Below are 23,695 nucleotides of genomic sequence, written 5' to 3'. Positions count from 1 at the left end.
GCCTGATTCAACGCCCGTTGATATCCAGGCGCGCTGCTTGATACGAGCGGCATGGCGGGAAGTCAACAGACGTTGAAAAAGGTGGAGGGAGAGCGAATCGATGGTGTCACGCAGCAACGGGGGAGCCCGGGCCCCGACGGCCCGGCGAGGGCGCAAAGGTCGTCCCGCCGGTTCCCCACCCAACCGCGAAGCCATCCTGGCCGCGGCACGCGCCCACTTCACCGAGCACGGATACGACAGCGCCACCCTCCGGGGCATCGCCGCCCAGGCCGGCGTCGATCCCGCCCTGGTTCTCCACTACTTCGGCTCGAAGGATCGGCTCTTCGCCGCGGCGATGGAGCTGTCCATCGTCTCCGCCGAGGAGATTCCAGAGCTGCTCGGGGACGACGTCACCCGACTCGGGGAGCGCATCCTGCGCCTCGTGCTCGACTCCTGGGAGAGGTCCAGGGACCCGGCCAACCCGCTGGTGGCGCTGCTGCGCTCGGCCGCGGGACACGAGGCCGCCGTCCGGATGATGCGCGAGTTCATCACCCGGAAGGTGTTCCGCCGCATCGCCGCCCGGCTCAGCCTCCCCCAGCCGGAGCTGCGCGCGGCGCTCATCGGCTCCCAGCTCATCGGGCTGGCGATGGCCCGCTTCGTCCTGCACCTCGAGCCCATCGCCAGCGCCGACACCGAGCTGCTCGTCGGCTGCTACGCCCCCACCCTGCAGAACTACGTCACCGGCGTCCTGCCAGGAGATCCTCCGAAGCGCGCCCTCAGGAGAACAGCTCGAGCAGGTCGTCGCGGGTGATGGCCGTCGCGGCCGCCGCTTCGCTCAGGGCCGCCTCGAAGAGCGCGCGCTTCTTCTCCTGGAGGCCCAGGATGCGCTCCTCCACCGTCCCCTGCGACACCAGCCGGTACACCATCACCGGCCGCTCCTGACCGATGCGGTGCGCGCGATCCGCCGCCTGCGCCTCCACCGCCGGGTTCCACCACGGATCCATCAGGAACACGTGGTCCGCCGCGGTGAGGTTCAGACCCGTTCCACCGGCCTTGAGCGACATCAGCAGCACCGGTGGGCCCTCCGGCGTCTGGAACCGCTCGGTGATTTCACCGCGATTGGGCGTTGAGCCATCCAGGCGCTCGAAGGCGATTCCGGCCGACTTCAGGTGCGGCTCGATGAGATCGAGCAGCGACGTCCACTGCGAGAACACCAGGGCCTTGTGCCCGTCCGACGCCGCCGTGCCGAGTGCCTCGACGAGCGTCTGCACCTTCGACGACGAGCTCGCGTGCTGGCCCGGAACGAGCGCCGGGTGACAGGCCGCCTGACGCAGCCGGAGCAGGGCCTCCAGCGCCTTCAGCACGCTGCCCCCCTCGTTCAGCAGGGCCACCACCTCGGCGCGCGTCGCCGCCATCACCGCGTCGTAGACGGAGCGCTCGCGCTCGTCCAACGACACGTGCATCACGGACTCGGTGCGCGGCGGCAGCTCGGGCGCCACGTCCCGCTTGAGGCGCCGCAGGACGAAGGGCCGGATGCGCCGGCGCAGGCGATCCGCCGCCTCGGCGTTGCCCTCGCTGATGGGCCGGGCCACCTTCTCCTCGAACTGCCTCCGCCCCCCGAGCAGGCCCGGGTTGGAGAAGTGCATGAGGCTCCAGAGTTCCTCCAGCCGGTTCTCGAGCGGCGTACCGCTCAACGCCAGACGGAAGTTCGCCTTGAGGCCGAACGCCGAGCGCGCCACCTGGCTCTCCGGATTCTTGATGGCCTGGGCCTCGTCCAGCACGACGGCGTTCCACGTGGGCGCCGAGAGCACGGCCGCGTCCAGCCGGAGCAGGGCGTACGTCGTGAGCGTCACGTCGGCGGACTCGTCCAGGGAGCGGCCGGGCCCGTGGTACACGCACACCTTGAGCGACGGGCGGAAGCGCTTGAGCTCCGCGGCCCAGTTCGGAAGCACGCTGGTGGGGCAGACGACGAGCGAGCGCGAGCCCAGCACGCACAGCGTCTGGAGCGTCTTTCCGAGGCCCATGTCGTCGGCGAGGATGCCGCCGAGTCCCGCGCTCCGCAGGAAGCCCAGCCAGCTCACGCCCTGCTGCTGATAGTGGCGCAGCGTCGCGGAGAGGTCCTCCGGCAGCGCCGGGGGCGCGAGCTTCTCGAAGCCCTCGACGAGCGGCGCCAGACGGTCGAGTCCCGGAGGAGGCGGCTGCTCGAGCGTCTCACACAGCGCGCCCAGCTCCGGCAGCGCGTGGTTGGAGACGCGGCCATCCGCCTGTCGCGCGGCCAGGAGGTCCGCGACTCGCTGTCCGTTCTTGTCCAACCAGGCGCGCGGAAGCGGCGCCCAGCCACCGCCATCCAGGGGCACCAGCCCCAACCCCTCCGTCCACGCCCGGATGACCGCCGCCGCGTCCACCGTCCGCGTCGTCCCGCCCTTGTCCCCTTCCACCTGGAACTCGAGCGTGAAGCGCACCTCGGGAACGCCCGGCCCGGTGCCGGTGGACTCCACCTGGAGCAGGGGCCGGAGCCGGACGTCCGGACTCACCAGGCCCGCCGCGTCTCCGGAGAGGTCTCCCCGCCAGCGCCGCAGCTTGTCCGCCCAGCGCACCATCTCCGGGCCCTGCACGGTCAGCCGCCGGCCGGGGACCAGGTTCAGCTCATCGCGCAGCTGGTGGATGAGGCGCTGCTCGGCCGCCTCGTCGCGCAGGGGGACGGAGCCGCGCAGGTACACCATCCGCCCGTTGTCGATCCGCACCGATGGCGGCGCGCCATAGACGAGCGTGGGCAGGACGGACAGACCCGACTCCAGCTGGTTGAGCTCCAGCAGGATGCGCGGCTTCAGCTCCCGGTCGAGCCTCGGCAGGCGCCGGCTACGGACCTCCACCGGCATGCGGCGGCCCAGCTCCGGGAGCACCTTCGAGGAGATCTCCCCCAGCTGCTCGGCCGGGTACGTGCGGACGATCGGCAGGTTCTGGAGCCAGGCGCCCGTCATGGAGGTCTCGCCCAGACGCGCCACCGCGTCACCGCACAGCGCGACCCCCGGGCTCACGACCTCGACGACGCGGGGATCCTTCGTCACCGTCACGACCAGCTGCCCCCCCTTGTCCTCGATGAGGGCCCTCGGGGGGACGACCTCATCCGAGACGGCGACGGGCCGCCCGTCGAGCAACACGTTGCGCGCCTGCTGGAGCACCTGGAGCAGCGCGTCCAGCCTCTCGGGAGGAATCGCTCCCCGCGTGCGGCGCTCCAGGAGACGGTCCGCGAGGAGATCCGACTGCTCGACCTGGAGTGTCGAGGCCAGCGCCGGCTTCGCGAGCAGGCCGGAGAGCGTTCCCTCGATGGGCTCCTCCTTCCCGTCGGCGTGCACGAGCACCCGGTGCAGCTCCAGCCCCCCATCCACCCGCGAGAACCGATACACCACGCGGGACCACTTGTTGGCGGTGGCCTCCAGCGGGGCGTCCTGCTTCTCCGCCTGCTGGACGGTGATGGCCGCCGCCACCACGTGCTCGCACGGATCCATCCGGCCGTCGCAATCACACTCCCAGACCTCGTCGTTCGGATAGAGGGTGACCGTGAGGGCCACCGAGCGCCCGGGTGCCCGCACCCTCAACTCGAGCTCCGTCGGGGTCCTCGACTGGAGCGCGACGGCGCCCGCACGAGAGAGATTCACCCCGTTGGACCAGATTCCAGGGCGGGCTTCCTTCCGAACGGCTTCGAGCAATTGAGCGGTCGAGGACATGGGAGAGACTTTCAACGCGAAAGAGGGGATACGAATTCGTGCGCGCTTCCAGCTACATCCGCTCCGGCCCGATGACGCCAGCGAACGACTCCCAGCCGTCTTCCATGGCGTCGTCGTCCATGAAACAGACCAATGCCGTGGATGCTCGAAGCCGGGATGTATGTCTTCACGCGAAGCACGAGGCCCCTCCGAGGGCATTCATGGCGCCCCTCTATACACGCCTGGACGACGGGCGGGGGACCTCGAAAGTCCCGCGCCAGGAACGCTCCACGAGGAACCAGCTGGAAGAGCGGGTGCGCGCCGCCAGGAGCTTCGCGGGGCCGCGGGAATCACTCGCGCACCTCCTGGCAAGAGCCCTTTCGCCAGACTGACGGCTACTTTACATCCTTGACCACCATGATACTTTTTCGGGGCTGTCCTCCGGACAGGACCCACTGATCCGGGAGACGCTCACCAGAGGGGTCAGCTTCACTTGGAAAAGAGCCGGGGAATCGAGGCGGACGCGAGTCCGGGGGGCGAAGCCACGTGCGCAGCATCCGCCCCGGAGACGACCGTCGCGGAGTTGCGCCAGATGGTCGCGAAGCTGGTGGCCAAGGATCCTCACGCCCGATGCCGTGTGGGGAGCGGACCGCTCGCTCCGCTGGCCGAGGACCTCAACCACCTGTCCGTCCAGCTCTCCTCGAGCAACCCCCCCGAGGATGAGGCGTTCAGCATCCGGGCGCTGATCGAGCAGTCGCCGAACATCATGTTCACCTGCGACCTCGAGGCGCGGGTGCGCTACCTCAACTTCACCGTGCCGGGCCAGGGCCTCTCGGAGGTGCTGGGCACCAGCCTCTACCAGTGGATCCACCCGGACTATGTCGAAGTGGCCCGCGGCGTCATCCACAAGGTGCTCACCACCGGAGAGCCCGGCGGATACGAGGCCCGGCCGCTGATCGACGTCGGCGCCGAGTGGTTCGCGGCCCGGGTGGCCCCCATCAAGTCGCAACAGCAGATCATCGGCTTCGCGGTCATCCTCACCGATATCACCGAGCTCAAGCGGGCCCAGCTCCGCCTGGAGCAGTCCAACCGCGAGCTGGAGAGCTTCGCGTACGTCGCCTCGCACGACCTGCAGGAGCCCCTGCGGAAGATCCAGACCTTCGGAGAGCGCCTGAAGACCACGGCCGCCGCCGCGCTGAGCCCCGAGGGCCGCGACTACATCGAGCGGATGCAGAACGCCGCGGGGCGCATGCGCCGGTTGATCGACGACCTGCTCTCCTTCTCCCGGGTATCGTCGAACGCCCAGCCCTTCGCCCAGGTGGACCTCTCCGTCATCGCGCGCGAGGTGCTCGGCGATCTGGAGACGCGCATCGAGCAGTCCGGAGCCCAGGTGTCACTCGGGGAGCTGCCCACGCTCGAGGCCGATGCCATGCAGATGCGTCAGCTGATCCAGAACCTGGTGGGCAATGCCCTCAAGTTCCGCCGGGAGGGCGTGACGCCCCTCATCTCCCTCCACGGCACGGTGGACGCGCAGACCCAGCGGTGCGAGCTGGTGGTGCAGGACAACGGCATCGGCTTCGAACAGAAGTACGCCGACCGCATCTTCAACGTGTTCCAGCGCCTGCACGGGCGCGGCCAGTACGAGGGCACGGGGATCGGCCTCGCCATCTGCCGGAAGATCGTCGAGCGGCACAACGGGAGCATCGGAGCGCGGAGCACGCCTGGAGAGGGCACGAGCTTCAACGTCATGATGCCCCTCAAGCAACCCACGCGCAGGTAGGAGAGGTCATGGAGCCGAAGAAACTCGTAACCATCTTGATGGCGGATGACGATCCGGATGACCGGGACTTCGCCCTCACCGCGATGCAGGAGAGCCGGCTCGCCAACGAGCTCCGGTTCGTCGAGGACGGCGAGGAGCTGCTCGACTACCTGCACCGCCGTGGCCGCTTCGCCGACCCGAAGGACTCCCCTCGCCCCGGGTTGATCCTCCTGGACCTGAACATGCCCCGCAAGGACGGGCGCGAGGCGCTGAAGGAAATCAAGTCCGATCCCTCGCTCAAGCTCATCCCCGTCGTGGTGCTGACCACATCAAAAGCCGAGGAGGACATCCTCCGGAGCTATAATCTGGGCGCCAACTGCTTCATCACCAAGCCGGTGACCTTCGACGGGCTCGTCGATGTCGTGAAGGTGCTCGATAAACACTGGTTCCAGATCGTCGAATTGCCGACCCGCATACCCTGATCCATGAGGCTCGAGGCCGACCCCCACCCCATCCAGGTACTCCTCGTCGAGGACGACGAGGACGACTTCGTGCTGACCCGCGACTGCCTGCGCGCCCTCGGGCCGGGCCGGGTGAAGCTGGAGTGGGTGTCGACCTGTGAGGAGGCCCTGGCGGCGCTGGCCCCGGGACGTCATGACGTCTGCCTGTTGGACTACCGGCTCGGCGCGATGACGGGGCTCGAGCTGCTCCAGCAGGCCCGGCAGCGGGGCTGGGGCGGCCCCTTCATCCTGCTGACCGGGCAGGATGACGCCACCATCGACCACCTGGCGCAGCAGGCCGGGGCCGCCGACTTCCTCGAGAAGTCCCAGCTCACGCCCACGCTCCTGGGCCGCTCCATCCGCTACGCGCGCCAGCACGCCCGCACGCTGGAGGCCCTGCGCCGCTCCCAGGAGAGCTTCCGCGAGCTCATCGAGCATCTGCCCGAGGGCATTGGCGTGCAGCAGGGAGCGCAGGTCGTCTACGTCAATCGCGCGCTCGCCACCCTGCTCGGCTGCGCGTCCGTGGACGAGCTCATGGGGCACCCCATCTCCAAGCTCGCCGCGGAGTTCCTCCAGGCGGAGGCGTGGACCCTGCTGCGCGACGACGTCAACGAGTCCTTGCGCAACGGCACGCCCGTCCCCTCCCGGGAGATCCGCATGATGCGCAAGACGGGCGGCCACGTGCTCGTGGAGATCACCCAGGCCCCCCTGGTGTTCGATGGCCAGCCCTGCCTGCTCTGGAGCCTGCGCGACCTGACCGAGCGCCGGCAGATGCAGGCGCGCCTGCTGCACGCGGACCGCATGGCCTCGCTCGGCGTGCTCTCCGCGGGCGTGGCGCACGAAATCAACAACCCGCTCGCCTACACCATCTCCAACCTGGACTACCTGGAGACGAACGTGGTCTCGCGGCTGGAGATGCCCGACGCCGCGCGGAATGAGGTACGCGAGCTGCTCTCCGATGCCCGGCTGGGCGCGTCCCGGGTGAGCGACATCGTCAAGCAGTTGAAGCTGTTCTCGCGCGTGGACGAGGACTCGCAGCCCGAGCCCGTGGACGTGCACCGCGTGCTCGAGACGTCCATCTGCATGGCCATGAACGAGCTCAAGCATCGCGCGCGGCTGGTGCGCAGCTACGGCGAGCCCGTCCTGGCCCGCGCCCACGAGGGCCGGCTCGGGCAGGTGTTCCTCAACCTGCTCGTCAACGCCGCCCACGCCATCCCCGAGGGGGACGTGGAACGCAACGAAATCCAGGTCGTCACGCACCACGAGGACTCGAGCGTGATCATCGAGGTGCGCGACACCGGCGTGGGCATCCCCGAGGAGCTCCTGGAGCGCGTGTTCGAGCCGTTCTTCACCACCAAGCCCGTCGGAGTGGGAACCGGGCTCGGCCTGTCCATCTGCCACGGCATCGTGACCGGCTTCGGCGGGCAGATGAGCGTGGAGAGCCGCGTCGGGCACGGGAGCACCTTCCGCGTCGTGCTGAACGCCGCCGCCGCCGCGCGGCCCGCCGAGCCGGCGAAGCCGTCCGCGCAGCACGGGGCCTCGAGGCGGGGCCGCGTCCTGGTGGTGGATGACGAGCCGATGATTGGTGTGGCCATCCGCCGCACGCTCCAGCGCGAACACGAGGTCGTCACGCTGACGAGCGCCAAGGAGGCCCACGCGCGGCTGCTCGGCGGCGAGCACTTCGACGTCGTGCTGTGCGACGTGATGATGCCGGAGATGAGCGGAGTGGAGCTGCACCAGGCGCTCGCCAGTGGTGCTCCCTCGGTCGCCGAGCGGATGGTGTTCCTCACGGGCGGCGCGTTTACCCCCGTGGCCCGTGCGTTCCTGAATCAGGTGAAGAACCACCGCGTCGACAAGCCGTTCTCCTCCGATGAGCTGCGTGAGCTGGTGAGACGGCTCGTCGGGACCTGAGCGCGGGAACCTCGATACCCTCACCCCCCGCCCTCTCCCAGAGGGAGAGGGTGCACCCTCCTCAATCGGCCTCGGGGTCCGTCACCTTCTCGCCCAGGCTCTGTAGCCTCGAGTAGAGACGGCGCCTCGTGATGCCCAGCAGCTTCGCCGCCGCTGTCTTGTTGCCCCCTGCTCGCTCCAACGCCGCATGGAGGAGCTCCCGCTCGAAGGCGTCCAGGTTGAAGCCCTCGCCCAGCACGTCCGCCGCCCGCACCGCCTTGCCTCCTCCTCTCGACAGCGACGGTCCCCCAGGCCCCAGGTGCTCCGCCAGGATGTCCCCCTCCCCCGACAGGATGAGCGCGCGCTCCAGCGCGTTCTCCAGCTCTCGCACGTTGCCCGGCCACGGGTGCGACGTCAGCCGCGCCTCCGCCTCCTTCGACAGCTTCGACGCCGGCAGCCCCCGCCTCGCCAGGAAGGCGTGCGCCAGCGGCACCAGGTCCTCCTTGCGCTCGCGCAGCGGCGGCACCTCGATGCTGAAGACGTTCAGCCGGTAGTAGAAGTCCTCCCGGAACCGCCCCTCCCGCACCGCTCCCACCAGGTCCCGGTTCGTCGCCGCGATGACCCGCACGTCCACCTTGCGTGCCTGCGTGCTGCCCAGTGGCACGAACTCGCGCTCCTGCAGGAAGCGCAGCAGCTTCACCTGCGTGGCCGGCGTCACCTCGCCAATCTCGTCCAGGAACAGCGTCCCCCCGTCCGCCGCCGCCAGGTGCCCCGCCTTGCGCTCCGTGGCCCCCGTGAACGCGCCCTTCTCGTGGCCGAACAGTTCCCCCTCCAGCAGCGTCTCCGGCAGCGCCGCGCAGTGCACCTCCACCAGCGGCCCCGCCACGCGCTTGCTCGAATAGTGGATGAGCCTCGCCAGCTGGCTCTTCCCCGTCCCGCTCTCCCCCAGCAACACCACGCTCGCGTCGCTCGCCGCCACCTGCCTCGCCGACGCCAGCGCCTGCTTCATCCGCGGGCTCTCCGCCACCAGCGAGGGCGTGAGCTGCCGCACCAGCCGCTCGCTCTTCGTCTCCGCCGCGCGCTGCTCGGCCAGCCGCCTCACCCGCAGCCGCACCTCGTCCATCGCGAAGGGCTTGGTGAGGTAGTCCGCCGCCCCCGCCTTCATCGCCGCCACCGCGTTCTCCGCGCTGCCGTACGCCGTCATCATCACCACCGACGGGGGCGTGGGCAGCGCCTGCGCCGCCTTCAACACCTCCAGCCCATCCACCTCCGGCATCCGCAGGTCCGTCAGCACCACGTCGAAGCCGCGCCGCGCCAGCTCCACCAGCGCCGCTCTCCCCCCCGTCACCCTCGCCACCTCGTGCCCGTCCAACTCCAGCGCCTCCGCCACCAGCTTCCCCAGCTTCACCTCGTCGTCCACCACCAGCACCTGCGCCATGCCTCACCTCGCTCGTCCGGTGACCTCTCCGCCGTGGCTCCGATCACCCCCCCGCGCCCACGCCCGGTCCGACTCGCCCCTGGCCCTCCGCCGAGCCCGGATGCCCCCTGCCCGGCCGGGCCCTGATCACTTTTGGACGCTCGCGTGTTCTTTCGCGGCGATGACGCGGAGCGGCACCTGTCTATCATCGGCGCCTCTCCCCAGCCGTAGCCAGAACCACCCACCCACGCCGAGGTCAGCATGTCGTCGACCGTGTACGAAGCTCCGGGGCAGAAGGGCAGCAAGGTGCAGTACCTCCCCCGCTACGGGAACTACATCGGAGGTGAGTTCGTCCCGCCCGTGAAGGGGCAGTACTTCGAGAACATCTCCCCCGTCACCGGCAAGCCGTTCTGTGAGGTCCCCCGCTCCACCGCCGAGGACATCGAGAAGGCGCTCGACGCCGCCCACAAGGCCAAGGGGGCCTGGGGCCGCACCTCGCCCACCACGCGCGCGGACATCCTCAACAAGATCGCCGACCGGATGCAGGCCAACCTGGAGATGCTCGCCGTCTCCGAGACGTGGGACAACGGCAAGCCCATCCGCGAGACGCTCGCCGCGGACCTGCCGCTGGCCATCGACCACTTCCGCTACTTCGCCGGCTGCCTGCGCTCCCAGGAGGGAAGCCTCTCGGAGCTCGACGAGCACACCGTCGCGTACCACTTCCACGAGCCGCTCGGCGTGGTGGGGCAGATCATCCCGTGGAACTTCCCGCTGCTGATGGCGGCCTGGAAGCTGGCGCCCGCGCTGGCCGCCGGCAACTGCGTGGTCCTCAAGCCCGCCGAGCAGACGCCCGTCACCATCCTCAAGTTCGCGGAGCTGGTGGGCGACCTGCTGCCTCCCGGCGTGCTCAACATCGTCAACGGCTTCGGCATCGAGGCCGGCAAGCCCCTGGCCAGCAACAAGCGCATCGCCAAGATTGCCTTCACCGGTGAGACGACCACGGGCCGCCTCATCATGCAGTACGCCTCGGAGAACCTCATCCCCGTGACGCTGGAGCTGGGCGGCAAGTCGCCCAACATCTTCTTCGCGGACGTGTTCTCGCAGAACGACGACTTCGCGCAGAAGGCGCTCGAGGGCTTCGCCATGTTCGCCCTCAACCAGGGCGAGGTGTGCACCTGCCCCTCGCGCGCCCTGGTGCAGGAGCGCTTCTACGACGAGTTCATGCAGAAGGCCATCGAGCGCACGAAGCGCATCGTCCAGGGCAACCCGCTCGACACGGCGACGATGATTGGCGCGCAGGCGTCGAATGATCAGCTGGAGAAGATCCTCTCGTACATCGACGTGGGCCGGCAGGAGGGCGCAAAGGTGCTCACCGGAGGACGGCGGGCGCACCTGCCGGGCGCGCTCTCCGAGGGCTACTACGTGGAGCCCACCATCTTCGAGGGCCACAACAAGATGCGCATCTTCCAGGAGGAGATCTTCGGCCCGGTGGTGTCGGTGACGAAGTTCAAGGACGCGGAGGACGCGCTGGCCATGGCCAACGAGACGCTGTACGGCCTGGGCGCGGGCGTGTGGTCGCGCGACACGCACACGGCGTACCGCATGGGCCGCGGCATCCAGGCGGGCCGCGTGTGGGTGAACTGCTACCACCTGTACCCGGCGCACGCGGCGTTCGGCGGCTACAAGCAGTCGGGCATCGGCCGCGAGACGCACAAGATGATGCTCTCGCACTACCAGCAGACGAAGAACATGCTCGTCAGCTACGACCCGAAGCCGATGGGCTTCTTCTAGGCCAGGAGCGAGGTTCCCCGCATGCACGTCGAGCGCGTTGCCGTCACTCCCGCCGCCGAGGCCCTGCTGCGCAAGTTGCAGGGGATTCACGGCCCCCTGATGTTCCATCAATCGGGAGGGTGCTGCGATGGCAGCGCGCCCATGTGCTACCCGCGGGGCGAGTTCAAGCTGGGCCAGGAGGACGTGTTCCTCGGCACCATCGTGGACACGCCCTTCTACATCAGCGGCTCTCAGTACGAGTACTGGCAGCACACCCACCTCACGGTGGACGTGGTGAAGGGACGCGGGAGCGGCTTCTCCGTGGAGGCGCCCGAGGGCGTGCGCTTCCTCATCCGCTCCCGTGTCTTCACCGACGAGGAGCACTACGCGCTCCAGCGGGTGGGTCCGCCTCCACGCGGGCCACAGCACGGCTGAGCCTCGGAGCTCGTCCCGCCTACGCTTCGGGGGCGGGCGCCTCGCGTGACGCGGGCAGCCGGACCTCGAAGGTGCTGCCCTGCCGCTGCTCGGGCACCAGCGCCACCGTGCCTCCGTGCCGCTCCACCAGCCGGCGGCACAGCGCCAGGCCCAGCCCCGTTCCGTTCGCCTTCCCCGTGACGAACAGGTCGAAGAGCCGCTGGCGCACCTCCGGCGGTACGCCCGGTCCGTCGTCCTCCACGCGCACCCGCACCGCGCTCCCCTCCGCCTCGGCCGCGAGCCGCACCTCGCCCTCCCCCTGCGCCTGCGCCGCGTTCTGCAGGAGGTTGGCGAAGACCTGTCTCAGCCGCCCCGCGTCCCCCTCCACCAGAGGCAGCTCCGCGAAGCTCCGGCGGACCTTCACTCCCGGGAACGCCGCCTCCGTGGCCCTCGCCGCCTCCTCCAACACCTCGGACAGCTCCACGCGCTGTGAGGCCAGCGGCCGGTCCGCGCTCAGGTCCAGCAGGTCCTCCGTCAGCCGGCGCAGCCGCTCCACCTCGCCCAGCACGTCCTCCAGCGCCTCCTTGTCCCGCTCCGAGAGCTTCGCCCCACTGCGCTCGCGCATCAGCTCCACCGTGCCGCGGATGACGCCCAGCGGGTTGCGGATTTCGTGCGCCGCCATGGCCGCCATCTTCGTCAGCGCCTCGCCTCGCGCCGCCTTCGCCGCCGCCTCGCGCCGCGCCCGCTCGTCCCGCAGCCACCGGGCCGCCACCAGCGCCAGCGCCAGCGCGCCCACCGCCGACAGCGCCACTCCTCCCCACAGCGCCCGGCGCAGGGAATCGCGCGCCGAGGAGAAGGCCCGTCCCGCCTCCAGCACCAGCACCGACTCCACCTGCCCCCCGGCCCCGCGCACCGGGAAGTAGCCCACCGTCACCACCAGGTCGCCCAGCGAGTAGCCCGGCCCCACCCGCGTCTCTCCCGCGAGCGCCGCCTCCACTCCCGCCGGGTCCGTGCGCAGCAGGTCCACCCGCCGCCTCGCCGGCCCCGTGGCATCCGCGGGCACCGACAGCATCCGGTCCACCACGTACACCCCGTCCAGCGCGTTGGCCCGCATCAGCGCTTCCAGCCGCTCGGGCCCGGGCGGCGTGTCTCCCAGCAACAGCGCCGCGGACTCACCCGCGCCTCGCAGCCGTGCGTCCAGGGCCTGCTCCAGTGCCGAGCTGCCCGCGCGGTAGAGCGCCAGCGTCGCCGCGAGCGCCCCCACCAGCCCGAGCATCGCGAGCCCCAGCGGCCCCAGCGCGCGCGAGCCGGGCCGTGGCATCAGAACAGTCCCCGCGACCACACCAGCCCCAGGCCCCCGGTGAAGCGGCCGTAGGAGAGCTCGGGGATGTTGGAGGCCGCGCCGCGCCAGCCCAGCGAGGCCTGCAGGCTCCAGTTCGCCGCCACGTCCCACTCCACCGCCGCGCCCGCGTCGAAGTAGCCGTCCTCACGGCGGGCGCCCAGGGGGCTGTCGAAGGTCTGGTAGCCGCGCAGGGTGTAGCCCACCTCCCCCACGACACGCAGCCCGGGGCGTGGGCGCAGACGCAGCTCGGCGCGCGGGCCGTGCTCGAGATAGCCGAGCGCCAGCTCGTACGCCCTCAGCAGTCCGCCGGACCAGCCCGCCGAGAGGGTGAGGGGCTCGGCGGGGCTCCACTCCGCGTCCAGCCGCGCCACGCTCCTCCACCCGGAGTAACCGGCGTAGAGCTCGTCCCGGAAGTCCTCGCGCCGCACCGCCGCCGAGGCCTCCAGCACCACCGGGCCCACCGGCGCGCGCGCGGCCACCTGCAGCCGGTGCGCGGACAGGTAGGGCGCCCCTCCGAGCGCCAGGAAGTCGAAGCCGTACTCCGCGGACAGCCGCAGCGCCGGGCCCACGTGCGCCCAGCCCAACGTGCCCCCGGCCCCCGCCAGGTCGAAGTCGTGGATGCGCAGGTGACCCCGGTACTGTCCGAAGACACGCGCCTGGAGGCCCCGCTCGCCCCAGGGGCGCAGGCGCAGCTCGGCGAGCCCCGTGCCCACTCCGTCCGCGCTCCCTCCCTGGCGATATGTGCCGTCCGGCGCGAGGTCCACGTTGGAGTCGTACTCGCTGCCCAACCGCACCGAGAGCGTCACCCGCCCCTCGCGCGCGGCCTGGAGGCGCAGCTCCCCGGCGCGCCGTGCCAGTGCCGCGTCCGACGAGGCCACCGCAGCGTCGAAGAACCTCCCCGCCTCGCTCGCGCGGCCCTCGCGCAGGGCGAGCACCCCGAGGAAGAAGGAGGCCGTGTCCACCAACTCCGGCGCCGCGAGCGCCTCGTGGAAGGCCGTCGCCGCCGCCTCGTCCTCCCCGCGCTCGAAGAGGGAGAGGCCGGAGAGCAACGCCGCCGCCGCGGCCTCCTCCTCCTCGGGAGAATCCGCGTCCTGGCAGAGCGACTTCAGGGCCGCCCGTGCCCGGGCATGGCTCGGCTCCCTGCGCAGCACCTCGCGCCAGGCGATGAGCGCCGTCTCCGTGTCTCCCGCGGCCTGCTCGGCCTCCGCCACCTCCACGTAGGGCGCGGCGGCCAACGAATCCGACACGGCCTCCGGCGTCACCGGTCCACAGAGGCCGGACTCGGCGAGCAGCGCGGCCACGAGCACTCCCGGACTCATGGACGCTCTCCGCCCACCAGGGGCACGGGCCGCTCGGCCAGGGAGCCCAGCGCGGCACGGGCCTCGACGAGCCGATAGCGATCCTCACGCATTTCGGCCAGCCGCACCGCCTCCTCCAGGTAGTGCGCGGCGAGCGTCGGACGTCCGGACGCGCGCACCTGGGCGGCGCGTGCGTGGTACCAATCGATGGAGGCGGGCATGGGCGCCGAGCGGAAGAGCGCGGCGATGTCCGAGCGCAGCCTGCGCACCTGCTCGCCGATGCGCGGCCCCGAGGCATCCCCCACCGCGTCGAGCAGCGTGTCCGCGCACAGGTAGAGGCGAGCCTCGTAGCAGGCGAGCGCGTGGTAGTAGTCGAGCAGCGCGTCGCGCGCGTCCGGAGCGTTCTTGCGCGCGGTGGCGAAGGCCTCCAGCGCCTCCTCGGAGCGGCCGAGCTTCACCAGCGACGCGGCGATGTACCAATCCGCTTCGCCGCCCGTGCCCAGACGCTGGGCGACCTTGAACTCCACCAGGGCGTTGGAGAAGAGGCCCTCGCGGAAGTAGCGAGCGCCCTGGAGCAGGTGCGGCGTCGCATCCGGTGGCGTGGCAGCCGTGAGCCCGAGCAGGGCGAGGCACAGCACGAGGCGCTTCACGCGAGGCTTTCTATCACGGTTGAAGAGTGGATTACGGCCTCGGTGGACGCCCGTTCCCTGGACTGTCGGGCTTGTTGTCCTTGTCCTTGCGCACCTTCTCCGCGCGGGAGCGGCCCGCCGCATCCTGGGCATCCGAGCCCAGGCCCGCGGAGCCCAACGCGGCGGAGCGGGCGGCCTTGATGCTCTGGCCGGGAGGCGTGTGCTCGGACACGCGAGAGGCACGTGCCGAGGCCTCACCGCGAGCCTTCTCGGCGGCCTCACCCCGGGTGCGGTTCGCCGAGCCCTTGCGAGCACCCTCCGACGCGGTCTCCCGAGCCGACTCGGCCACCGGGGTCGTGGCGTCGGGCAACCGGGGAGGCTGGTCCGGGAGCGAGGCCTGCACCTCGAGCGCCTCGAGGATGGCGGCCCGGGGCTCCTCATGGCGCGACGGCTCCTCGGCGGTGGCACCCGCGGCCCACAGCGAGATGGCGAGGATGATGAACCCGCGCATGACTGCCTCCACGACGCGCCCCGGGAGCAAGCGCACCCGGGAGCGTAGCATCATCCGTGCCCGACGCCGGCTCCTGGGACGCGTGGCTGTCTGCTCGTGGAGCATGCCCCATCCGGGACACCCGGGTGTACCGGCTGGTACACCTGAGCACAGCGCACGCTCGGGAGGTCCATCTCCTATTGGAAGGTGGAGGCCAGCCTGTCGCGCACGTCGCGCAGGAGCATCTCCGCCTCCGGGTCGGGAGTCGTTCTCCCGCGCTGGGCCTCCTCGAGCAGCGCGAGCGCATGACCGAGCCGGTGTGAAACGCCCACCGTGTCTCCGCTCCGCTGGAGGAGGTCCGCCTCCGCGCTCACCAGCTTCGCCAGTGCCTTGATCTTCTCTGGATGTCCGAGCAGCCCCGCCACCGAGCCCGCATCGATGGTGATGAGCATCCGGTACTCCATGCCGAACAGCGACAGGCTCGTCTGCTGAATCAGGTCCAGAGCTTCGTCCTTCTTCTGGCTCTTGCCCGCCTTCAGGATGGCCGCGAGCGCCGCCACCAGACGCTCGATCATTCGCTCGATGTAGTCCTCGCGGATTCCAGCCATGGGTACCCTTCCCCTCCGAGAGACCTGCCAGATGGGCAGGCTCTCAGAGGGCTCTGGGAAATGCGAGAGGGTGCTCGGTGTACGGTCGAGCGAGATACCCTCACCCCGGCCCTCTCCCGGGGGGAGAGGGAGAGGGGCTCAGCCGTTGTCGCTGACGGGAGGCGCGTCGCGACGCTCGCTCACGCTCGAATCGTCGGCGCCGTAACCGCCAATGCCCTTGTCCTGGATGCCAGCCTCGCCCGTATCCGAGTCCAACACGTCCCGGCGCTCCTGCCCCTCACCCTGGTGCCGGGACTCGCGCTCCAGTTCCTTCGCGTCCTTGTTCAACTGCGGGTTCTTCTCGATGCCCCTGTCCGCGGGTCCCTTGTTCTCCGCCATGGCTCTCTCCCGTCACGCTGTGGGGCCCCGCGCGTCATGCCAGGGGGCCCGGTGATGGGGGAAAGGTCCGAAGTGTTCCGGCACCCGACAAGCGGCCTGTCCACGCCCCGCCGCCTGCCCTCCTCCCCTCCGAGCCCCTATGCCCCCTCGGGAGGCGTCCATTCCAGCGCCGTGGGGTTGGGCTTGAAGCCCACCGACTCGTAGAGCGGCCGGCCCTCGTCCGTCGCGTGCAGCCAGATGCGGCCCGCCCCCTGCTCGCGCGAGAAGCGCATCAACTCCGTGAACAGCGCCCGCGCGATGCCCCGCCCTCGCCACCCGGGCTCCGTGTACATGTTGAGGATGTGCATCTCCAGGCCCGCCATGTTGCCGGGCACCGGCGGTCTCTCGAAGGGCATGATGCCACTGCTGGCCACCAGTCGGCCCTCCGCCTCCGCCACCCACGCGTGGAAACGGCCCTCCGGTATCGCCCGCTCGAGGTAGCGCCGGGTCTTCGCCACCAACGCCTCCTCGTCCTCGAACCGCTCCACCTCGCGCGTGCTGCGCAGCAGCGCCAGGCGCAGGCGGATCAACTCGTCCAGGTCCTCCACGCCCGCCTTGCGGATGCTCCACCCTGCTTCCATGCGACTCGTGCCTCCAGGCCCACCGGGCCCCTCGTGCCACGGGTCTCACGTCCATGGCGCGGACCCGCGTCCGCGCCAGTATGACGGTGGAGCGCGCTCCCCGCGATGGAGCGCCGCGCGGCCACCGCCCAGCTCTCGGCGGCGGGCGGTGGTCCGCGGAACGCATCCAGCTTGCCGCGCGCCTCCAGCTTCACGGGCAGGAGGGGGCGTCCCTCCAACGGTGAATCCCAGGCGGGACTCACGGGCGTACGCCGCGAGATACCCGGAGCCCGCCTCCGTCCGACACTAGCTCTTGTACTTCACGGAGCAGCCGTACGGCTCGGTGGTGGCGGCCGGCACCGGCTTGCCGGACAGGAGCGCGTCCACCGCCGTCTTCACGTGATTGGTGACGCCCGTCTTCTTGTTGCCACGCGGGTCATCGTCGATGGCGCCCGCGTAACGCACCACGCCCTGCTCATCGATGACGTACATGTGCGGGGTCGTCTTGGCGTTGTAGGACTTGCCCACCGTGCCGCTCGGATCCTGCAGCACCGGGTAGGAGAAGCCCTTCTCCTTCCTCCAGGCCGCGGACTTGTCCGGCGTGTTGGCCGCGGTGGAGTCCACCGCCAGCCACACCACCTTGTTGGCGTCGAAGCCCGCCAGCGTCTTCTGCATGGTGCCCGCGGTGTAGTGGCGCTGCACGAAGGGGCAACCGGGGTTGGTCCACTCCAGGACGACGACCTTGCCCTTGTACTGCGACAGCGAGTGCTCCTTGCCCGACTCGTCCTTCAAGGTGAAGGCCGGAGCGGGCTTGCCCACCTGGGCGGTCTCGGCGGCGAGGGCCACCACGGGCAGCATCACGGCGAGGGCGACTGCGGTGAAGAGGGACTTCATTCGCTCAGCTCTCCTTGTGGGGGTACTGCGGAAGGAACACGGCTAGCGGGCGTCGGCCATCCGCTTCGACGCGCGGCGCACGGCATCGATGACGGTGTCGGAGGTGAGCAGCTCGGGCAGCACCTCGGGCTTGTCGGGCGAGACGGGGCTCACCACCAGGTACATGGGCACGCCGGCGCGGCCGAACTCGGCCAGCTTCGAGCTGATGCGCGCGTCCCGCCGCGTCCAGTCCGCCACGAAGAAGGCCACCCTGTGCTCCGCGAAGGCGGCCTGGACGTCCTCGCGCGTCAGCACCGTGCGCTCGTTGAATTTGCAGGTGAGGCACCAGTCCGCGGTGAAGTCGATGAAGACGGGCTGCCCCGCCTCCAGCGCGGCGGCCACCGCCGCCTCGTCCCACGGCTGCGCCTCGCCCACCGCCGAGGCCTTGCGCACGGCCGGCCCCGTCTCCTCGAAGCGCAGGGAGAAGACACCGCCCACGGCCAGCACCGCCACCACCGCCGCCACGCCCGCCGCCTTGCGCGCCCCCGTGGAGCCCTGTGCCAGGCCGTACAGCCAGGCGCCCAGGCCCACCACCGCGAGGAAGGCGAGCAGCCGGGCCATGCCGTCCACGCCCGTGAGGCCTCCCATCACCCACACCAGCCACACCGTGGTGCCCAGCAGCGCGAAGCCGAGCAACTGCTTGCCACGCTCCATCCACGCGCCCGGCTTGGGCAGGAGCTTCGCGAGCCCCGGCACCAGCACCAGCAGGCAGAAGGGCAGCGCCAGGCCGAGGCCCAGCATGAAGAAGGTGGCCAGCACCGTGGCCGGGCCCGCCGCGAGCGCGAAACCCACCGCGGTGCCCAGCAGCGGCGCCGAGCAGGGCGTGGCCAGCACCACCGCCAACACGCCCTCGCCCGCGCTGCGCGCCAGACCGTGGCTCGAGTCCACCTTCTCCACCAGGGCGGTGCCGTCCGTGCCCACGGTGAAGACGCCGAAGAGGTTGAGGGCGAAGGCCACCAGCACGGCGGCCACCGCGGCCACGAAGAGCGGCTCCTGGAACTGGAAGCCCCAGCCCACGCTGTGTCCGCCCGCGCGCAGGGCCAGCACCGCCAGAGCCAGCGCCAGCAGCGAGCCGATGATGCCACCCGCGTACGCCACCGCGTGCAGCACCACCTTGCCGCGCTCGGCGTGCACGGTGCGGGTGAAGCCGTACGCCTTGAGGGCCAGCACCGGGAAGACGCACGGCATGAGGTTGAGCAGCGCGCCCCCGAGGAAGGCGAAGAGGAGCACCAGGCCCAGCGACAGCGACGACTCGGGCGCCACGGCCGTGGCCACCACCGCGGGCGGCTTCGGCGCGGGCGCGGGCTTCACCACTGGAGCGGCGCCGGCGGCACCGGGCTCGGCGGCCACCACGGGCGCGAGCGGGAGATCCAACGTCAGCGAGGGACGGCCCACGGAGGCCGGACCCAGGCGCAACACGCCCACGAAGCGGGGCTCCTGCTCGGGCACGTCCGGGGCCGTCTCACCCTCCAGCTTGAAGGTGCCGGGCTTGCCCTCCACGGGAGAGAGGGCCAGACGCGCGAGGCCGCGGACGCGCTCGGGCACGAAGAAGTCCTTCTCCACGGCGGGCACCGGCTGGCCCTTGGGGCCCGTCACGGTGAGGGTGCCGGTGAAGGGACGGCCGGCGGTGAGCGGCTTCGTGTCGAGCGCGAGCGTCACCACGTGGCCAGAGCTCTCGGGCGTCACCGGGACACGCGAGAGGGCCTCGTCGAAGAGGGGCGCGTGCTCGGGGTCGGGCCGCGTCTCGGAGCCCAGGGGGATGTTGCGGGTGAGCATGAGCTGCGCGGGCAGGCAGCGCGTCTCGCACACGAGGATGTCCGCCGCGGCCGACAGCTGCGCCGAGCCCGTGAGCTTGTCGGAGACATGGGCCTGGGCGAAGAGGAGCACCTCTTCCCCGTAGCCATAGGAGGTGATGAAGCCGTCCGGGCTGCGGAAGGTGATGGGCGTGGGCCACTGCAGCTCGCCCACGGTGGTGCCCGGCGTGTCCCAGACGATTTCGGAGGCCAGACCCGAGTCCCCTGGATTCTTCCAGTAGATGTGCCAACCCGGGTCCATGCGGAAGCGCACGCCGATGCGGAACGAGTCCCCCGGCTTCACCTGGGAGACATCCGTCAGGAGGGCGGCTTCCACGCGCGGGTCGCCCTGGTCCGGAGCGCCCGTGCCCATCGCCGTGGCCGGCAATTGAGCCCGGGCCACGCCCGAGCCGAGGCACAGCCCCAGCGCCGCGAAGAAGAAAAGTGCCCCCCAGCTCGAACGTCGTACCGGCCGCTGCGTCATGCGCCTCCCGTTAACCCACTGGCTCGCCGACCGCCAGCCTCCCGCCCGTGGATTGGCGCCCACCAACCCTCCAGGCAGACGGGCATTCCCGGTCGGTCCGTCCCGTGGTGTGGGTGGTACGCGGCAACCCGCGATGGGGTTACACGGAAGAAAATCCGCTCGCACACTTGCCGAGCGACCTCGAACGGAGGATCAGTTGCCGGCCTTCCGCGCGGGCACCGCGGGCTGGATGATGCTCAGTCCCGTGCGCGCGTCCGCGGCCCGGGCCCGTCGCACCAGCAGCGCCGGCAACTCGCCCGTGCGCCGCTCCACCGCCAGCTTCAGATCCGCCAGCCGCTCCACGTGCCGCTTCGCCGGCACCTCGTCCACCCCCAGCCGCACCAGCTCGCGCAGCGCCTCCTCGGCCGCCCGCAGCGACTGTTCGGCCGCCGCCGGGTTGCGCCGCATCAGCGCCTTCCACGCCACCGACTCGGCCGACACCAGGTCCAGCTCCGCGCCCACCGCGCGGATGAAGCGGCCCTCGGGGCTGTCCGGCAGCACGCGCTGCACTGGCACCGCCACCCGCCGCGTGTCGCCATTCTGCGTCCACGTGGTCGTCACCCCGAGCGACCAGTCCGCCAGCTCCAGCCGCCCGGTGAAGAGCGCCCGCCGCGGGAAGGCATGTGAGAGCGAGCCCAACCCCGCGCTCAGCGAGTCCCCCTCCACGCGCGCCAGGTAGCGGTGGCGGCACTGCAACTCGGAGAAGCCGGAGGGGCGCACGTGCACACGCGCCTCCGTGCCCACCTCGCCGAAGAGCTCGGCCACCAGACCCGCGGCGGCCACGGGCAAGCCCTCCGCGTCATCCACGTGGGTGAAGCCCGTGCCCGAGGGGCCGGTGAGCGCCTCGAGAATCTCCGGCAGGTAGTGCCGCCCCAGTCCCAGCGCGTGCACCGTGATTCCAGACTCGGCCACCTTGGAGCCCAGCGCGCGGAAGTCCGAGAGCGAGCGCGGTCCCACCGAGGGCTCTCCATCGGTGAGCACCAGCATCTTCGGGCGCGCGCCGGGGATGAACAGCCGGCGCACGGCGGCGGCACCCGACTCCACCGCCTCGTGCAGCGCGGTGCCCTCGCCGGCCTGCAGCAGGGAGAGGCTCTCGGAGAGGTCCGCCCGCGCGTCCGAGTCCATGAGGCGCAGCGGCTCGAGCTGCTCGGGGACACCGTCGAAGGCGAGCAGCCCGAGGTAGTCCTTCGACCCCGCGCGCTCGACGAGCAACTGCGCGGCCTCCACCGCCGCGGCCAGGGGCGCGCCCCGCATGGAGGCGCTCCGGTCCAACGCGAGGTTCACCGCCACCGGCGCGCGGGGGGCGTCCGTCTCGGCCTCCACGTTGACGAGCAGATGCACATCCCGACCACGCTCACCATCGCGCTCGACCGCCCAGGCCGTCAGCTTCATTGCTTCTTCCTCCGCGCGAGGCACGTGTGCGCACCCCGCCGCTACCGCGTCCCTCCAGTATCGCCGACCTGGCCCCCTTCATCGCAACTCGGAGGCCCCGAGAATCCCCCGGCTACGAGCGGGTCCCTTCCACCCCATCCGCCCGCCCCGACCCGGGCCCGGAAAACACCGCGAGCCCCGCCACCCGCCGCATCACGGCCACCGAGTCGGGTGGCAACCCGGCGAGCAGCTCGGGCGACTGCGTGGCCACGAGCACCTGGGTCTCGGCCGAGGCCCGCCGCAGCAGCCGCGCGAGCACGGGCAGCAAGCGCGGGTGGAGCCCCAGCTCGGGCCCGTCGAGGCCCACCAGGGGTGCCTTGAGAGGAGACAGGCACAGCGCCGCCAGGCACAGCAGGCGCAGCGTCCCGTCCGAGAGGTCCGCCAGCGTCAGCTCGTCCCGCACGCCGGCCTCGCGCCAGACGCCGAGCACGGTGCCCGGCCCGCCCCGGGGCTTCACCGAGAGCGAGAGGAAGGACGGAAGGGCCTCGCGCAGAGACGCCTCGAGCTCGCGCCAGCGCTCGGGGCACTCCACCATCAGGTGGAAGAGCACGGCGCTCAGGTTGGAGCCATCCACCGCCAGCACGGGCTCGGGCTCCGAGGGGACGGGGCGCCGGAGCGCCGCGCCGCGCGAGACGTCGAAGCCCGGGTAGAAGCGCCAGCCGGAGAGGAACGCGCGGAAGCTGGCGGCGGAGCCCAGGGCGGGCTCCAGCGCCCCACGCAGCGCGAGCGAGTCCGGAGGCACCCCACGGGACGCCGACAGCACGCGGGGCCGAGGGGGCTCCCACGTCACGGTGCGCACCGTGCCCTGGCCGTTCTGGAAGTCGAGGAACACGAAGGCCTCCGACTCCTGGCCGCGCGCATCCGTCTCCACACAGGCGAAGCGCTCCGAGGTGACGCGGGGCGAACCCACGGGCCCGCCGAGGCTCACCGAATACCGGAAGGCCCGGCTGGCGCCGCTCGTGACGCAGGGGGACAGGTGGAGGCGCCCGGGCACGCGCGAGTGCGGCCCCGAAGGGAGCGGCTCCACCACCGCGCGGGACAGCAGCTCCAGACATTCGAGGAGCGCGGACTTGCCCGAGCCCGGCTCACCCGTGAGGACGGTCAGGGCACCGAGGCGCGCCTCCAGCCCCTCCAGCCCCCGGTAGCCGTCCACGCGCAGCCCGGTGAGACGAAGCGGCTCCTCCAGCGGCCCCTGGGCGCCGAGCCACGCGCGCACGGACGCGAAGGGCTCCGTCTCCAGTACGGAGGGCGAGAGCTGGATGGCTCCGACGAGACCCGCGTCATCCCCGAAGAGGACCTCCGCGAGCGCCAGCTCCGAGGCGAACAACTCCAGGGTGCGAGCCACCTCCGCCTCGGGCAGGCCCGACAGCTCACCGAGCTCCCCGGCCGTCCACGCCTTGCCCGCGTTGCGCCGGTACGCCTCCTTCAGCGCGGGCAGCAACCGGTCGAAGGCCGAGCGCTCCTCCTCGGGACACTCCGTGACACTCCGCCCTGGCGGCGCGGCTCCACTCGGACTCGATTCGCTCGGAAACCCCACGTGGGTGGGAAGATACACGCAGCCGCGGATTCCATCCCCGGAACGGGTGCCCGGCACCGGCTCGACGGGAAGACGCGCGCTCCCGCGTGTCACACTGCCGCCCCCGCGTCATCCCCGACGCGGGGGCCTGGCACTAATCGGCGTCGTAACCGCCGTAGGCCTCATCGGCGCCCCACAGCCGGCCACCGGTGGTGGCCCGCACCGTCATGATGGAACCCGAATCCTCGTCCTCACCACCGGGAACGACGTACTCCAAGCCCTCGTCATCCATGTACGTCGTGTCGTCGTGCACCATGGGCCTTCTCCTGGACGCGCTCCTCGAGGCGCCCCCCCGTTCGGTCTCCGGGGGCCCACCCCATGTGGAGCCCCTTCCCTACGTCGTTGACCGATTTACCGAACAGGGTGCCCACTGCTGGACCCGCTGTAAAGCCCTTGGCCTTCAAACCGGCCAGCTACGTCGGGTAGTGCACGCCTGCTTGCTTTTACACAATTGTTCGTGGAAGCCCGCCCGCACCGTGCTCCAGATGCGCCGAGCGGGAGCCTCGCCCGGCCGCGCGGCGACCAGGATTGCCCGAGGAGCGACCGGGGGTGCTTCGCGGCACGCACCCGGGGAGCACGGGAGGGTTGGACCGTGAACGTTGGGCCCGTCAGGGCTACGAGCGGGCCACGCATGGAGTAGAACCACCGCCGCCCCGACC

Annotated in this window: 20 protein-coding genes; 6 read left to right on the top strand and 14 right to left on the bottom strand. The window is 71.0% G+C overall.

Annotated elements, in window-relative coordinates; genetic code table 11:
- Nucleotides 1-100: 100 nt before the first annotated feature.
- A complete protein-coding gene (locus JQX13_RS17470; protein WP_203410128.1) occupies nucleotides 101-790 on the top strand; it encodes a TetR family transcriptional regulator in 690 nt (229 codons plus the stop codon).
- On the opposite strand, the gene JQX13_RS17465 is transcribed toward JQX13_RS17470, so the two are convergent.
- A complete protein-coding gene (locus JQX13_RS17465; protein WP_203410127.1) occupies nucleotides 756-3,707 on the bottom strand; it encodes a DEAD/DEAH box helicase in 2,952 nt (983 codons plus the stop codon). The two genes, JQX13_RS17470 and JQX13_RS17465, sit on opposite strands and share 35 nt — an antisense overlap.
- Before the next feature lie 571 nt (nucleotides 3,708-4,278).
- Between JQX13_RS17465 and JQX13_RS17460 the strand changes: the two genes are divergently transcribed.
- From JQX13_RS17460 to JQX13_RS17450, 3 genes are read left to right on the top strand one after another with little or no spacing between them, the layout of a single operon-like run.
- A complete protein-coding gene (locus JQX13_RS17460; protein ID WP_203410126.1) occupies nucleotides 4,279-5,466 on the top strand; it encodes a sensor histidine kinase in 1,188 nt (395 codons plus the stop codon).
- Nucleotides 5,467-5,474: 8 nt separating this feature from the next.
- The gene (locus tag JQX13_RS17455; RefSeq protein ID WP_203410125.1) at nucleotides 5,475-5,927 is read left to right on the top strand and encodes a response regulator; all 453 of its coding nucleotides are present in this window, start codon (nucleotides 5,475-5,477) and stop codon (nucleotides 5,925-5,927) included.
- 3 nt (nucleotides 5,928-5,930) lie between these two features.
- Nucleotides 5,931-7,856 carry an ATP-binding response regulator gene (locus tag JQX13_RS17450; RefSeq protein WP_203410124.1) on the top strand — a complete coding sequence of 642 codons (1,926 nt, stop codon included), beginning with the start codon at nucleotides 5,931-5,933 and terminating at the stop codon, nucleotides 7,854-7,856.
- Between the two features lie 61 nt (nucleotides 7,857-7,917).
- Here JQX13_RS17450 and JQX13_RS17445 read toward each other — a convergent pair whose 3' ends face one another.
- Nucleotides 7,918-9,273: a sigma-54-dependent transcriptional regulator gene (locus tag JQX13_RS17445; protein ID WP_203410123.1), complete on the bottom strand. Its 1,356-nt coding sequence runs from the start codon at nucleotides 9,271-9,273 to the stop codon at nucleotides 7,918-7,920.
- Nucleotides 9,274-9,513: 240 nt separating this feature from the next.
- Between JQX13_RS17445 and adh the strand changes: the two genes are divergently transcribed.
- Entirely contained in the window at nucleotides 9,514-11,043 is a 1,530-nt protein-coding gene (gene adh, locus JQX13_RS17440; protein WP_203410122.1) for an aldehyde dehydrogenase, read from the top strand.
- A 21-nt stretch (nucleotides 11,044-11,064) separates the two neighbouring features.
- A complete protein-coding gene (locus JQX13_RS17435) occupies nucleotides 11,065-11,457 on the top strand; it encodes a DUF779 domain-containing protein (protein ID WP_203410121.1) in 393 nt (130 codons plus the stop codon).
- Between the two features lie 19 nt (nucleotides 11,458-11,476).
- Here JQX13_RS17435 and JQX13_RS17430 read toward each other — a convergent pair whose 3' ends face one another.
- The 12 genes from JQX13_RS17430 to JQX13_RS17375 form a co-directional block, all read right to left on the bottom strand.
- Complete coding sequence (locus JQX13_RS17430; RefSeq protein ID WP_203410120.1) at nucleotides 11,477-12,757, bottom strand: two-component system sensor histidine kinase NtrB; 1,281 nt, start codon at nucleotides 12,755-12,757, stop codon at nucleotides 11,477-11,479.
- Complete coding sequence (locus JQX13_RS17425) at nucleotides 12,757-14,097, bottom strand: hypothetical protein (RefSeq protein WP_203410119.1); 1,341 nt, start codon at nucleotides 14,095-14,097, stop codon at nucleotides 12,757-12,759. The genes JQX13_RS17430 and JQX13_RS17425 overlap by 1 nt, the downstream gene beginning before the upstream one ends.
- Nucleotides 14,094-14,726 carry a hypothetical protein gene (locus tag JQX13_RS17420; protein WP_239014801.1) on the bottom strand — a complete coding sequence of 211 codons (633 nt, stop codon included), beginning with the start codon at nucleotides 14,724-14,726 and terminating at the stop codon, nucleotides 14,094-14,096. The genes JQX13_RS17425 and JQX13_RS17420 overlap by 4 nt, the downstream gene beginning before the upstream one ends.
- 31 nt (nucleotides 14,727-14,757) lie before the next feature.
- Entirely contained in the window at nucleotides 14,758-15,216 is a 459-nt protein-coding gene (locus JQX13_RS17415) for a hypothetical protein (protein ID WP_203410118.1), read from the bottom strand.
- Between the two features lie 176 nt (nucleotides 15,217-15,392).
- Entirely contained in the window at nucleotides 15,393-15,803 is a 411-nt protein-coding gene (locus JQX13_RS17410; protein WP_203410117.1) for a hypothetical protein, read from the bottom strand.
- Nucleotides 15,804-15,941: 138 nt separating this feature from the next.
- Nucleotides 15,942-16,181: a hypothetical protein gene (locus JQX13_RS17405; RefSeq protein WP_203410116.1), complete on the bottom strand. Its 240-nt coding sequence runs from the start codon at nucleotides 16,179-16,181 to the stop codon at nucleotides 15,942-15,944.
- A gap of 137 nt (nucleotides 16,182-16,318) precedes the next feature.
- Nucleotides 16,319-16,801: a GNAT family N-acetyltransferase gene (locus JQX13_RS17400; protein WP_203410115.1), complete on the bottom strand. Its 483-nt coding sequence runs from the start codon at nucleotides 16,799-16,801 to the stop codon at nucleotides 16,319-16,321.
- A 285-nt stretch (nucleotides 16,802-17,086) separates the two neighbouring features.
- Nucleotides 17,087-17,674, bottom strand: coding sequence for a thioredoxin family protein (locus tag JQX13_RS17395; protein WP_203410114.1), 588 nt, complete (start codon nucleotides 17,672-17,674; stop codon nucleotides 17,087-17,089).
- A 42-nt stretch (nucleotides 17,675-17,716) separates the two neighbouring features.
- Nucleotides 17,717-19,990, bottom strand: coding sequence for a protein-disulfide reductase DsbD family protein (locus tag JQX13_RS17390; protein WP_203410113.1), 2,274 nt, complete (start codon nucleotides 19,988-19,990; stop codon nucleotides 17,717-17,719).
- Nucleotides 19,991-20,182: 192 nt separating this feature from the next.
- Complete coding sequence (locus JQX13_RS17385; RefSeq protein ID WP_203410112.1) at nucleotides 20,183-21,421, bottom strand: vWA domain-containing protein; 1,239 nt, start codon at nucleotides 21,419-21,421, stop codon at nucleotides 20,183-20,185.
- A gap of 112 nt (nucleotides 21,422-21,533) precedes the next feature.
- Nucleotides 21,534-23,015, bottom strand: a complete 1,482-nt coding sequence (locus JQX13_RS17380) for an AAA family ATPase (protein WP_203410111.1) — start codon at nucleotides 23,013-23,015, stop codon at nucleotides 21,534-21,536.
- Between the two features lie 115 nt (nucleotides 23,016-23,130).
- Complete coding sequence (locus JQX13_RS17375) at nucleotides 23,131-23,292, bottom strand: hypothetical protein (protein WP_203410110.1); 162 nt, start codon at nucleotides 23,290-23,292, stop codon at nucleotides 23,131-23,133.
- Between the last annotated feature and the right edge of the window lie 403 nt (nucleotides 23,293-23,695).

It is taken from the genome of Archangium violaceum (genome assembly GCF_016859125.1).
Lineage (GTDB): Bacteria > Myxococcota > Myxococcia > Myxococcales > Myxococcaceae > Archangium > Archangium violaceum_A.
Note: the sequence above shows the minus strand (reverse complement) of the source record. Positions and strands in the feature narration are given on the sequence as shown.